Source organism: Bradyrhizobium sp. SZCCHNS1050, from assembly GCF_032484785.1.
Lineage (GTDB): Bacteria > Pseudomonadota > Alphaproteobacteria > Rhizobiales > Xanthobacteraceae > Bradyrhizobium.
This window is the reverse complement of sequence record NZ_JAUETR010000001.1, coordinates 3,459,173-3,472,074: the sequence shown is the minus strand read 5'-3', so window position 1 is coordinate 3,472,074 and position 12,902 is coordinate 3,459,173. Positions and strand designations below refer to the sequence as shown.

Genomic DNA, 12,902 nt, shown 5'->3' with positions numbered 1-12,902 from the left:
GCTCGCGGCTCGCTTCGGGCCGGTGCACGCGTGGCGCCGGCCTGTCATGCGTCAGGCCCACTCGCCCTTGCGGAACACCGGGACGCGGCGGCCATCTTCATGGAGGCCGTCGATGTCGGTGTCGGCCGCGCCGATCATCCAGTCGATGTGGATCAGGCTTTGGTTGCCGCCCTGGGCTGCGATCTGCTGCGGCGACAGCGACGTGCCGTTGACGAAGCATTTGGAGTAGCACTGGCCGAGCGCGATGTGCGAGGCCGCGTTCTCGTCGAACAGCGTGTTGTAGAACAACAGGCCGCTCTTGGAGATCGGCGAGGAGTGCGGCACCAGCGCGACTTCGCCGAGCCGGCGCGCGCCCTCGTCGGTGTCGAGCACTTTGTTAAGCACCTCCTCGCCCTTCGAAGCCCTGGCCTCGACGATGCGACCCTCCTCGAATCTGACCTGGATGTTGTCGATCAGCGTGCCCTGATAGGACAGCGGCTTGGAACTGACGACGTGACCCGACACACGGCGGCAATGCGGCGTCGTGAACACTTCCTCGGTCGGAATGTTGGCGTTGCAGGTGATGCCGTTCTTGGCAGTCGAGGCGCCGCCCTCCCATTCATGGCCGTCGGCAAGACCGATCGTCAGGTCCATGCCGGGTCCGGTGTAATGCAGCGCGCTGAAACGCTGGCCGTTGAGCCACTCGGTGCGCTCGCGCAGCACCGCGTTGTGGCGCTCCCAGGCAGACACGGCATCCTCGCGGTCGACACGCGACGCTGCGAAGATCGCGTCCGCGAGCTTCGCCACCGCGACCTCCTCCGGCACGTCCGGGAAAACCAGCTTGGCCCAGGACGGGCTCGGATAGGCAATGATGTTCCAGTTGGTCTCGAAATTGGTGATCTTTTCCAACGCCGGCTGATAGGCCTTGGAGTTGGCCTTGCTGGCGCGCGCCACCTTGGCCGGATCCTGGCCGGACAGCAGCATCGGATTGTCGCCGACGATGGCGAGCCGCGCGGTATTCTCCGAGAACGCCTTGGCCATGCCCTGATAGAGCCAGTCGGCGGCGCGATCGAAGCTGTTGTCACGGCCAAAACGGTAGCGCGCCAGCGTCAGTTCCTCGTCGGAGAAGAACGAGGTCACGATCCCAGCGCCGGCCTTGTAGGCGTGCTCGGCGACCTTGCGCACCAGCGGCAGCGCCACCGACGGCGCGGTCAGCAGCAGATCCTGACCCGGCTGCAATTGCAGGCCCACCTTCACCGCCACCTCGGCCAGGCGGTCGAGCTTGACGGGATCGATGGCGGCATCGAAGTTGCGCGGATGTGCGGTCATCAGGGGATCCAGTTCCGTTTCTTTGCGGTGTTGAAGAGATAGGCCAATCGATGGGGCGGTCAATGGTGAACGGGAGACGGCTCCTGCATCGCCTCTCCGCCCTCGTCGCCGTGCAGGGCATGGCCCGGACAACTGCCGTGAAGGTGTTCGGAAACATAGCCGACACCTCAAAACGGGCCCTATGGATCCGCATCAGTCGCTCTCCAAAGCTAAGCCGCGAGCTCGGTGCCCGCCCTCCCCTGGAGGGGGAGGGTCGCCTCGTGGTGAGCGAAGCGAAACGTGAGCCGGGGTGGGGTGATCTCTCCACGTGCACAAGCGCTCGCGGAGAGATCACCCCACCCCGCTCGCCCGCTTCGCGGGCGACCGACCCTCCCCCTCCAGGGGAGGGTGGGCACCGAGCCATTGGCGCCGTCGTGATCAACAATTTTGAGGTATATGGGATGTGCATATGGGGATGTGCGTCCGTAGCCTCGCGGCGCCCAGGCGTCCGAGTGATACAGTGGTCTCACCCTCTTCAAACGAGAGGGTGCAGGGAAGGCCGGACCTCGACTGAGGCCCGTGGCCCGCCTGCTCAAAAAATGCAGGCGGCAGGTACCACAGGTCCAGCCGGATGATCCGGCCCTCCCTGCGCGATGGCGCTACGGCTGCTTCGCGTTCTCCCCGGTGCGCCGGGCTTTTTGGTCACCGTCACCCACGCGGCGCCATTGGCGCCAGCGCAGGCTTGATACTGGCATCGGAGTATCAGGACCACGCGACTTGACCGTGCGAGCCGATGTTGTTCGTCCGCGCGAATGACCACGCTGCAAACCGGCCCGCCCATCACATCCCACCTTCACGCTTCGTGACGACCGCGCAGCGCCCCTCGTCGATGAGGCGGGACAGCGACAAACAATCATGATTTTCCGAAATTGCCAAGCAGGATATTTTTTCTGCCGGGACTGGACAGCCCAAATCAGCCCGGACTTGCTCGTGAAATCGGATTCCGGACGCAGCGGCGATCGGGCGGATATGAAGCCTCGACAGGCTTGTCCGATCTCGGCGTGAGGGGCATGAGTCGCCCGACGAGCGGCATTCTGATTGCGTCAGTCCTCGACGCGCAGCCCGTCACCATCGACGTACCAGTCGGCACGTGACGCCCAATGCGCATGGCGATCGGGAGCGGCGCCGAGCGGCTCGTCGAAGCTCCCGGCGGGAATGATCGCTTCGCGGCCGCTGCGCGTCAGATGCGGCATCGGGCTGCCACATGTGCTGCAGAAGGCGGTGGCGAAGCTGCGCGCCTGCGGCAGGTCGAACCGTGTGACGTTCGCCTTGCCCCGCATCCACCGCAGCGCCGACGCCTTGACGATGACCTCACAGGAGTGCGCCGTGCCGCTGGCCTTGCGACAGCGCGAGCAATGGCAATTGAGGAAGTTGTCGAACGGCCCATCGACCTCGAAGCCGACCCGGCCGCAGAGGCAACTGCCGCGGAACGTGGTCATGACGATCTCCTGTCGTGGTCTGGAACGAAATGCCCAAGAGCGCCGCACGCGTGGAGGATGTTATTTATCCTCATTGCATCTTTGTGGCTATTAGGACGACTGAAGGCCGGCCGCGGTCGCCGCGCTGTTAGTAGGTAGTCTGATCTTCCCAAGGCGGAACATTCATTTGTTGTGAGTCATTCTCGACGTCGAGAGTCAATCACTTCGAATGATTTGGAACCAGTCCGAGCGGGCAGCGCCGTCCCGCATTTGCATGGCTCAGGGGTGATTCGGTCACTTTGAGGACATGTTTGGACGTTGATTGGCGCGCGGCAGGGGGATTTCACAGTGTACAGGAGTCCTCCGAATGTACCGCGTTGTAATTGTCGTCGCCGCATTGCTGGCTCTCTCCGTTCAAGCCGAGGCGCGTCCTCGTCACCATCATCATCACTACTCGTACCGTCACCATCACTCCTTCATGAACGCCATGGCCTCGATCCCCGGCGAGGGCCGCGTCGTCGGTGGCCGGCCGTCGGGATGCCCGCATGCCTTCTGCGGCTGCGAAGCGTCGCTCTACACGTTCGGCCGGGTCATTCCCGAGTTGAATCTCGCATCCAACTGGCGTCGCTTTCCACGCGCGGCTCCCGCACCGGGCATGGCGGCGGTCCGCTCCGGCCACGTCATGATCCTGCAGCAGCAGGTCGCCGGCAATGTCTGGTATGTGCATGACGGCAATTCCGGCGGTCACGTCACCCGCGAGCATCCGCGGTCGATCGCCGGCTACGCGATCGTGAACCCGAACGGCGGTTCCACGATGTTCGGCGCAGCGGCTCGTGTCACGCGCGAGGCCCGTGCGCCGAGATATCAGCGGTTCGCCCGCAATGCACGCTCCGACGGCTGGATGGCCAGCGCGGCGCCGATGGCCTTCAACTAGGTCCCGACGCCGTCGCGGGCGGGCGGCATGCAGCTATCAAGTCGGGAACTGCATGCCGCTTATGCCGACGCGGACCGCGCCTCGCGTCTGAACAGCACGTAGAGCGCCGGCAGCACCAGCAGCGTCAGCATCGTCGACGAGATGATGCCGCCGATGACGACGGTGGCGAGCGGGCGCTGGACCTCGGCGCCGGCGCCGGTCGCGATCGCCATCGGCACGAAGCCGAGCGAGGCGACCAGCGCCGTCATCAGCACCGGCCGCAATCGCGCCAGCGCGCCCTCCTCCACCGCGGCCCGCACCGAGCGTCCCTCCCGGCGTAGCCGTTCGATGAAAGCGATGATGACCAGGCCGTTGAGCACGGCGACGCCTGACAGCGCGATGAAGCCGACGCCGGCCGAGATCGACAGCGGCAGGCCGCGCAGCAGCAGCGCCGCGATGCCGCCGGTCAGCGCCAACGGCACGCCGGAGAACACCAGCGCGGCATCGGCGAACGAACCCATGCTCATGAACAGCAGCAGGAACACCAGCGCGAGCGCGATCGGCACCACGATCGTGAGACGCTTGGTCGCCGACACCAGTTGCTCGAACTGTCCGCCCCAGCCGATCCAATAGCCTGGCGGCAGCTTGACCTTCTCCGCGACGGCGGCCTGCGCCTCGGTCACGAACGAGCCGAGGTCGCGGGCGCGAACATTGGCTGACACGACGATCCGCCGCTTGCCGTTCTCGCGGCTGACCTGGTTCGGCCCCGGCGCCGAAGCCACGGCCGCGACCGACGACAGCGGCACGTAGCGCGGCTGTGCGGCCGAGGAGAAGGCGGTGCGCAGCGGCGCGGCATTCGCCTCCTCACCCGCCGGCAGTGGAATCGGGATCGCGCGGATCGCATCGAGATTGCCGCGCAGACGCTCGGGGAGGCGGACGACGATGTCGAAGCGGCGGTCGCCGTCGAACAGCTTTCCGGCCGCCTTGCCGCCGATCGCGATTTCGACCACGCTCTGCACCTCGGCCACGCTGAGGCCGTAGCGCGACAGCGCCTGGCGGTCGATCCTGACCGTCAGGATCGGCAGCCCCGCGACCTGCTCGGTCTTGACGTCGGTCGCGCCATTGACGCCGCGGATCGCGGCTTCGACCTGGCGCGCCGCGCCCTGCAGGATATCGAGATCGTCGCCAAAGATCTTGATACCGACGTCGCTGCGCACGCCGGAGATCAGCTCGTTGAAGCGCAACTGGATCGGCTGCGAGATCTCGTAGTTGCTGCCGGGGATCTCGTCGGCCGCCGCCTCGATCTCGGCGACGAGCTGCGCCTTCGGCTTCGCCGGGTCGGGCCACGCCTGGCGCGGCTTCAGCATGATGTAGCCGTCACCCTGCGACGGCGCCATCGGATCGGTCGCGACCTCGGCCGTGCCGATGCGGGTGAACACGTCCTTCACCTCCGGGATGCGTCGCAGCCGCGCGTCCAGCGCCTTCTGCAGGTCGACCGAGAGGGTGAGGCTCGTTCCGGGGATGCGCAGGGCCGCGAGCGCGACGTCGCCCTCGTCAAGGCTCGGAATGAACTCGCCGCCCATGCGCGTCGCGGCAAAGCCGCTCGCCGCGACGATCACCACGGCCAGAGTTACGACCATCAGGCGGTGCGCGATCACGCCGCGCAGCAGCGGCGCGTAGACCCGCCGCGCGCCGCGCATGATGAGGTTCTCCCGCTCGGATACCTTGCCGGTGACGAAGATCGCGACCGCTGCCGGCACGAAGGTGATCGAGAACAGCACGGCGGCACCGAGCGCCATCAGCACCGTCAGCGCCATCGGCGTGAACATCTTGCCCTCGACGCCGGTCAGCGTCAGCACCGGAAGATAGACCACGGCGATGATGCCGGTGCCGAACAGGCTCGGCCCGATCACCTCGCGCGCGCCGCTGATGATGGTCTGCAACCGCTCGGCGGTCGTGAGCAGTCTGCCCTTGCGATGCTGCGCCTGGGCGAGCAGCCGCAGGCAGTTCTCGACGATGATGACGGCGCCGTCGACGATGATGCCGAAATCGATCGCGCCGAGGCTCATCAGGTTGGCGCTCACCCTGCTCTCGACCATGCCGGTGATGGTCATCGCCATCGACAGCGGGATGATGCAGGCTGTGACCAGTGCGGCCCGGATGTTGCCGAGCAGGAGGAACAGCACGACGACGACCAGCGCGGCGCCTTCGAGCAGGTTCTTCTCCACGGTGCGGATCGTCGCTTCGACCAGATGGGTGCGGTCATAGAGCGTGCGCGTGACCACGCCCTCGGGCAGCGACTTCGCGATGTCGTCGAGCCGGGCGGCGACGCGGCGCGCAACGGCGCGACTGTTCTCGCCGATCAGGAGCATCGCCGTGCCCAGGATCGCCTCCTCGCCGTTGAGCGTCGCCGCCCCCGTGCGCAGGTCGCGCCCTTCGGTCACCTCGGCGACGTCTCCGATGCGCACCGGCGTGCCGCCGCGGGCGCCGATCACGATGTCCTTCAGCTCGGCGGCGCTGCCGACCTGGCCGGGCGCGCGCACCAGATATTGCTCGCCATTGCGCTCGATATAGCCGGCGCCGACATTGGCATTGTTGGACGCCAGCGCCGCGATCACGTCACGGAAGCTGATCTTGTAGGCCATCAGACGGCCGGGATCGGGCAGCACGTGGAATTGGCGCTCGAAGCCGCCGATCGTGTTCACCTCGATCACGCCCGGCACGCCGCGCAGTTGCGGTCGGATGATCCAGTCCTGGATGGTGCGCAGATCGGTCGGCGAGTAGTCGGTGCCATCAGGCGTCTTGGCGCCGGGCTTGGCTTCGACCGCATACATGAAGATCTCGCCGAGCCCGGTCGAGAGCGGTCCCATCGCGACCTCGACGCCCGGGGGCAGCTGATCCTTGATCTGCTGGATGCGCTCGTTGACGAGCTGGCGCGCGAAATAGATGTCGGTGCCGTCCTGGAACACGACGGTGACCTGGCTCAACCCATAGCGCGACAGCGAGCGCGTGTAGTCCAGCTTCGGCAGGCCGCCCATCGCGGTCTCGACCGGAAAGGTGATGCGCTGTTCGGTCTCGAGCGGCGAGTAGCCGGGCGCCTTGGTGTTGATCTGCACCTGCACGTTGGTGATATCGGGCACGGCGTCGATCGGCAGCCGGGTGAAATTCCAGGCGCCGAATCCGGCGGCGGCGAGCGCAACGATCAGCACCAGCCAGCGCTGGCGCACGGCAAATCCGAGGATCGCGTCAATCATGCTCGGCCTCCCCCTTGCCCATCTCCGCCTTCACCACAAAGCTGTTCTCGGCAACGTAGTGTTCGCCGGCGGCGAGGCCATCGCGGATTTCGACATAGGTCGGGTCGGACTCGCCGGTGACCACGGGGCGCGCCTCGATCTTGTCGCCCTCCTCGCGCACGAACACGACGGTCTTGTTCTCCAGGGTCTGGATCGCGCTCGCGCGGACCGCCACGGCGACGCTGCGCTTGGCGAGAACCAGCCGCGCGGTGACGAACAGGCCCGGGCGCAGCCGGCCGTCGGGATTGGCCAGCACGACGCGGGCAAGCGCGGTCTGCGTCTCGCTGGCGCCGACGGGGGCGATGTAGGACACGTGGCCGCGGATCGCGCCGCGTCCGTCATCTGGATCGATCAGCACCTCGTCGTCGAGCCGGACGCGCCGGAGATCCTGGCGATAAATCGACAGGTCGACCCAGATCGTGGAGAGATCCGCGACCACGAAGGCCGGCTTCTGCTCGGAGGCGTATTCGCCGAGCGAGATCTGGCGGTCGATGATGGTGCCGCCGATCGGCGCCTTGAGATCATACGAGGTCAGGCTCTGATTGCTCTCGATCGCGGCGAGCAGCTCGTCCTTGGCGACGGTGTCGCCGATGCGCTTTTTGATGGCACGGACGATGCCCGGAAAGCGCGGCGTCACCTGCACCAGCGCTTCCTGATTGGCGCGCAGCACGCCGTTGAACGCCAGCGTATCCGACAAGGTCGCAGGGCCGGCTTCGGCGAGCTCGACGCCGGCCGCGGCGAGCTTCACGTCGCTGATGCGGATGCGGTCGGCGCCATGCTCGTCCTGCTCGACATGGTCCTTCGGTGCCTTCTCGGCATGATCGGCATGGCCGACGGTTGCCTGGGCCTGCGGCTCCGCCTCGACCAGCAGGCGCGATGCGCCGGCGCCGGCGGCGGCCGCCAGGATGACAATGAGGATGACGGTGGATGGTCTCATCGCGCAGTCTCCCGTTCCAGGGTGAAGGGACGGCCGACCAGGCCTTCGATCGTCGCCACGGCGACATGGATGTTCTGCAGCGCCTCCTGCTCGCGCAGCCGCGCCTGCGCCACGCTCGCCTGTGCGTCCAGCACCTCGAGCAACGAGAAGCGGCCGGCGCTGTAGCCCTGCGCGATCTCGTCGGCCGCCTCCTGCGCCTTCGGAATTGCGATCTCGCGCAGCACGGACAATTCCCGCAGCGAGCCCTGCAGCGAGTCGTAGGCGCGGCCGGCGATCACCAGCAGCGCGTTGCGGTTGGCCTTGCGCTCGGCTTCGGTCTTGGCGAGGCTTTCCTGCGCCGAGAGGATGTTGCCCTGGTTCTGGTCGAACACCGGGATCGGCACGGAGACGCTGAGCCTGACGGCGTCGTCCTGCGTGTCGTTGAAATGCCGCCAGCCGGCACCGATGCGGACGTCGGGGTACGGCTTCAGCCGCGCCAGCAGCAGCTCGGCATTGCGCTGCGCGTAGACCGCGGTCCAGCGGACGAGCTGCGGATTGGCATCGATCGCCGCGATCACGGTCTGGAACGCCGGCGGCTGGCCGGTCGCATCGAACCGCCCGGTGACGGCCGAGAGCTTCGCCGAGCTGTCGCCGATCAGCACGGCGAGCTCGCGGCGTGCGCTCGAAAGCGTCGCCTTGACGCGCTCGCGATCGGCTCGCACCAGCGCCGAGGCGACCTCGGCGCGGCCGGTCTCCGCCGGCGACGACGCGCCCGCCTCGACGCGACGGCGCAGCAGCGGCGTCAGGCGATCGAGCGCTGCGACCTGATCGTCGAGGATCTGGATGCGCCGCTGCGTGGCGAGCACCGTCACGAAGGCGATCGCGGTCTCCGACAAAATCTCCAGCCGTACCGCCTGGCGCTGGATCTCGGCGGCGCGCACGCCGGCCTGGCCGGCGGCGATGCGGGCGTCGCGCTTGCCGAACCATTCGAACGCCTGGCTGATCTGCAAGGTCGTCTCGGCCGATCGCGTGCCGCGATATTGACCCGAGCCGAATGAATTGTCCTGCTCGTAGGACAGCTCGGGATTGAGCAGCGCGCCGGCCTGGAGCCGCTGGCCGGAGGCGATGCCGATGTCGCGGTCGGCGGCGGATAGCCGTGGATTGGCGGCGAGGGCGCGCGACAGCGCCGCGCGGAGGGTCAGCGTCTGCGCCGCGGAGGCGTGCACGGACAGAGCGAGCAGGGCTGCGGCGCCGATGGCACGCGCAGCCATCCCGGGGAATGGCATGAGATGAACCTGTCTGGACGGGCAAGGATGGACGGCGTCGGCCGTCCGGAACGTTGCGTCAGCTCAGGCGTTTTGGCGGCGGAGACTCGGACTCGGGGAGGACGCCTGCACTGAGCAGGGGAACGGCCCAGCCGGTTGCGGCCACGACCTCGGCCGGCACGGCGGCGAACTGCGGCTGCGGCACGGCCACCGAGAAGCAGCCATGGCAATGATGGTCGGCGATGCCGCGCTGATCGGTGTGGCCCGCTCGGTCGAGCAGCGACGCGATCTCCGGCTTGCCCGCGGAGGGATGGGCGACGTCGATGTCACAAGCGCCGTGCAGCGCGCCCGCGAGGACATAAGCGAGCATCAGGCAGGCGGCCACGATCCGGCGCAGCATGCGCGGACGGCTCGTGATGTCTCGTTTGCCAATGCTGCGCACCGCGCCCCCTGTTCGGCGAGCGGATAGCACGTGGCCGGCGCGGTTGTCGATCAGCAACAATGTAACAAGCGGAACCGCTCATGGCGCGCCAAGGGCGGGCGCCAGGATCACGCAGGCGAGCAGCGCCAGGGCCGCAGCGCTGCAGCGATAGCCGAGCCACGCCGGCACGACATGTCCGAGACCGCAGCGCAGCGTCGCGCCGAGCACGATCCAGGCTCCTCCGATCGTCGCGGTCGAGAGCCCGAGCACGACCAGGAACGGCCATAGGCTCGCCGCATCGCCTTCCAGCGGCAGCAAGGTGAAAGCGAAGATGATGGCCTTTGGATTGAACAGCGTCGTGATGAACACGCCGCGCAGGGTGACCGGCGCCGCATCGCTTGCGCTGCCGCTGCCGTGGCGCCAGAGCGCGGCCGCGAGGTGCAGCAGATAGAGGACGACCACGACACGAAGAGCATGTCCGACCAGCGGCGCGGTCGCAACGAGCGGACCGAGCGTGATGCGCAGCGTCGCGATCGCGAGCAGATAGCCGGCAAGCTCGGCGAGCAGCAGATGAACGGATGCGCGCACGCCACGGCTCGCACCGGCAGTGGCGAGCAGCGTGTTGGTTGGGCCGGGCGTGACGAGCAGCGCGGCGCCCGCCGCGCCAAAGGTCAGGATATCCATAGACCGCATCAAGCACGCGCGCCATGCGCCGGCCTTGACGCGCGTCAACGTCCGGCGCCGCGGGCCGCAGTCCCGTTTTCCGGAACGGCTCGTATGTCGGCTTCATTGCGGACGATGGTCGGCCGCGCCGCATGATAGGATCGTATGGCAGCATGCAGGGCGATTGATTGACTTGGCTCTCGTGCAAACTAAGGTTCGCGGCCGGAAGTGGAACAGCGCCTGATCATCGCACCGTTCGGACGCGTAGCATCGATGGTCGGCGCGCAAGGATCGGAAGACAGATGACGTTGGCGATGAGCTGGGACGAGTGGGCCCGGCAAGATGGCATGGCGCTCGCGGCGCGCGTTCGCAGCGGCGAGCTGACGGCGGCGGAGCTGGCAAGGCAGGCCGCCGAGGCAATCGCAAAAGTCGATCCCGCACTGTCCGGCGTGATCGAAGTCTTCGCCGACGCCGTCGAAGATCCGGCGAAGGCCGGCGCCAATCTCGCAGGCCCCTTCGCCGGCCTGCCGTTCCTGATGAAGGATCTCGGGCCGACCATGGCCGGGCGCCTGCAGGAGCAGGGCTCGCTGTTCATGCGCGGCAACCGTCCCGCCGCCGACACGCACCTGACGGCGAAGATGCGCAAGGCCGGCCTCAACCTGATGGGCCGCACCACTACGCCGGAGTTCGGCGTCTGCAGCTCGGCCGAGAACCCGGCCGTCTATGTCACGCGCAATCCGTGGAATACCGACTACACGACCTGCGGCTCGTCGGCCGGCAGTGCCGCGATGGTCGCCGCCGGCGTGGTGCCGATCGCGCATGCCACCGATGGCGGCGGCTCGATCCGGATTCCCGCAGGCGTCAATGGCAATATCGGGCTGAAGGTCTCGCGCGGGGTGTTCTCGATCGCGCCGCATCTGTCGGATCTCTCCGGCCTCGTCTCGATCCAGGGCTGCCAGTCGCGCAGCGTGCGCGACACCGCGGCGTTCGTCGATCATTGCCGCGGCGGCGCGCCGGGCGAGTTCATGCCGTATTGGACCACGCCGGAGCCTTACGTCGAGCTGATCAAGCGCGATCCCGGCAAGCTCAGGATCGCGCTGTCGCATCAATGGGGCGACTATCGCGCCACGCCGCACATCGCTTCAGAGCTGGCGCGTGTCGGCAAGTTCCTCGAGGGCCTCGGCCACCACGTCGGCTACGCGCTGCCCGACGTGGATTATCGCGCCGCATTCGCGGCGCAGACCACCTGCTACATCTCCAACTTCGCGATCGTCATCAACAACCTGCTCGCGTCGCGCAAGCTCGAGCGGCCGCCGGCCGAGCTGATCGAGCCCATCAACATCCGCATCTGGGAGGCCGGCCGCGATACCAGCTTCGCCGAGCGCGCGGCGATGCAGGCGGTGTTCAACACCACCTCGCGCGCCTTCGGCGCCTTCTTCGAGGACTGGGATATCATCCTGACGCCGATCACCGCGCTGCCGACCCCGAAGATCGGCACTACCGAATATCTGACGATCAGCGACAATCCGGACGTGCTCAACTGGTTCGAGAATCTCTGGCGCAACTTCGCGTTCACGCCGCTCGCCAACCTCTGCGGCATTCCGGCGATCTCGCTGCCGCTCGCGACCAACGAGCACGGCCTGCCGCTCGGCATCCAGGCGATCGGCAAGCAGGCCGACGACGGCCTGCTGCTGCAGTTGGCCGCCCAGATCGAGCGCGCGATCGAGGGCAAGTGGAACGGCGGTACCACGCCCGCCGTCCACGTGACCAAAGCCTGAGCCGCAACCACGAGCGCCCCGCCGGCCACTGATCCGGCGGCGCCCATCGATCGTTGTTCAGCGTGGACGGTGCCGGCCGGAAGCCGGCGCGTCGCACTGATCGGCGAGGGCGAACGTGACGGACGAGCGGACCGCGACGCGTTCCGGCAGGGAGGCGGCAGATGCCGCCCTGCCCCGGCGCGGCATGCGGGTCCCGTGGTGACGCCATGCCGAAGATGCGGCGCAAGGCCGACTTGCCGACCAGGATATGCGCTGCGTGCGGCCGCCCGTTTGCGTGGCGGCGCAAATGGGCACGCGACTGGAACGAGGTGAGATACTGCTCGGACCGCTGCCGATCCGACCGCGGCCGGACGCCCACTGCGATCGCCAGGAGCCGCGGAGGCTAGCGTCATGATGTCCGGCGTCCCCGCTCCGATGCGCATTCTCGGCCTCGCCGGGCTGATTCCGTTCGCGGGCCTCGCCGCATTGGTGATTGCAGGTGACGATCCGATCCGGCTGGCCGCGCTGCGCGCGCAGATCGGCTATGGCGCGGTCATCGTGAGCTTTCTCGGCGCGATCCATTGGGGCGTCGCCGTGCAGACGCCGGCGCTGGCAGTCTGGCCGCGCATGAGCTGGGGGGTGACGCCGTCCCTGCTCGGCTGGGTCGCGCTGTTGCTGCCGCCGCTGCCCGCGTTGGTGCTGCTCGAAGCCGCGCTGCTGACCGCGTTGGTCTACGATGAGTTCAGCTTCGGCGGCGACGATCGACGAGCCTGGTTCCTGAAGCTGCGGCGGCTGCTCAGCCTTGGTGCAATACTGTCTCTGCTCGCCACGCTGATAGGCATCGTGGTCAAGGGCGCGCTCTGACGGTCACCGTTGTGGACAATGCGGCAATCCCTCGGGCAAGCTCGC

At 67.5% G+C, this 12,902-nt stretch carries 11 protein-coding genes; 4 read left to right on the top strand and 7 right to left on the bottom strand.

Translation table 11 applies throughout. The features are described 5' to 3' along the window. Positions 1 to 51 precede the first annotated feature (51 nt). On the bottom strand, positions 52 to 1,308 hold the full coding sequence (locus QX094_RS15675; RefSeq protein ID WP_315713699.1) for an aminopeptidase: 1,257 nt from the start codon (positions 1,306 to 1,308) through the stop codon (positions 52 to 54). A 1,082-nt stretch (positions 1,309 to 2,390) separates the two neighbouring features. Next, positions 2,391 to 2,786 (bottom strand): GFA family protein, encoded by a 396-nt coding sequence (locus tag QX094_RS15670; RefSeq protein WP_316167315.1) that lies wholly within the window; start codon positions 2,784 to 2,786, stop codon positions 2,391 to 2,393. Positions 2,787 to 3,132: 346 nt separating this feature from the next. Here QX094_RS15670 and QX094_RS15665 point away from each other — a divergent pair, with 346 nt between their 5' ends. Then, on the top strand, positions 3,133 to 3,699 hold the full coding sequence (locus QX094_RS15665; protein ID WP_315825903.1) for a hypothetical protein: 567 nt from the start codon (positions 3,133 to 3,135) through the stop codon (positions 3,697 to 3,699). Between the two features lie 59 nt (positions 3,700 to 3,758). Here QX094_RS15665 and QX094_RS15660 read toward each other — a convergent pair whose 3' ends face one another. From QX094_RS15660 to QX094_RS15640, 5 genes are read right to left on the bottom strand one after another with little or no spacing between them, the layout of a single operon-like run. Beyond that, positions 3,759 to 6,932, bottom strand: coding sequence for a CusA/CzcA family heavy metal efflux RND transporter (locus tag QX094_RS15660; protein WP_316174573.1), 3,174 nt, complete (start codon positions 6,930 to 6,932; stop codon positions 3,759 to 3,761). Next, positions 6,925 to 7,908, bottom strand: coding sequence for a divalent metal ion exporter adaptor subunit IhpB (gene ihpB / locus QX094_RS15655; protein WP_316174571.1), 984 nt, complete (start codon positions 7,906 to 7,908; stop codon positions 6,925 to 6,927). Before ihpB ends, QX094_RS15660 begins: the two co-directional genes overlap by 8 nt. Beyond that, entirely contained in the window at positions 7,905 to 9,173 is a 1,269-nt protein-coding gene (gene ihpA / locus QX094_RS15650; RefSeq protein ID WP_316167311.1) for a divalent metal ion exporter subunit IhpA, read from the bottom strand. The genes ihpB and ihpA overlap by 4 nt, the downstream gene beginning before the upstream one ends. Before the next feature lie 58 nt (positions 9,174 to 9,231). After that, positions 9,232 to 9,651 carry a hypothetical protein gene (locus tag QX094_RS15645; protein ID WP_315713694.1) on the bottom strand — a complete coding sequence of 140 codons (420 nt, stop codon included), beginning with the start codon at positions 9,649 to 9,651 and terminating at the stop codon, positions 9,232 to 9,234. Between the two features lie 21 nt (positions 9,652 to 9,672). Beyond that, positions 9,673 to 10,257, bottom strand: a complete 585-nt coding sequence (locus QX094_RS15640; RefSeq protein WP_316174569.1) for a LysE family transporter — start codon at positions 10,255 to 10,257, stop codon at positions 9,673 to 9,675. Positions 10,258 to 10,538: 281 nt separating this feature from the next. On the opposite strand from QX094_RS15640, the gene QX094_RS15635 reads away from it, so the two are divergent. From QX094_RS15635 to QX094_RS15625, 3 genes are all read left to right on the top strand, one after another. Further along, entirely contained in the window at positions 10,539 to 12,014 is a 1,476-nt protein-coding gene (locus tag QX094_RS15635; protein ID WP_315713692.1) for an amidase, read from the top strand. A 206-nt stretch (positions 12,015 to 12,220) separates the two neighbouring features. After that, the gene (locus QX094_RS15630) at positions 12,221 to 12,400 is read left to right on the top strand and encodes a DUF2256 domain-containing protein (RefSeq protein ID WP_315713691.1); all 180 of its coding nucleotides are present in this window, start codon (positions 12,221 to 12,223) and stop codon (positions 12,398 to 12,400) included. A 4-nt stretch (positions 12,401 to 12,404) separates the two neighbouring features. Further along, positions 12,405 to 12,857, top strand: coding sequence for a DUF3429 domain-containing protein (locus QX094_RS15625; RefSeq protein WP_315713690.1), 453 nt, complete (start codon positions 12,405 to 12,407; stop codon positions 12,855 to 12,857). Positions 12,858 to 12,902 lie beyond the last annotated feature (45 nt).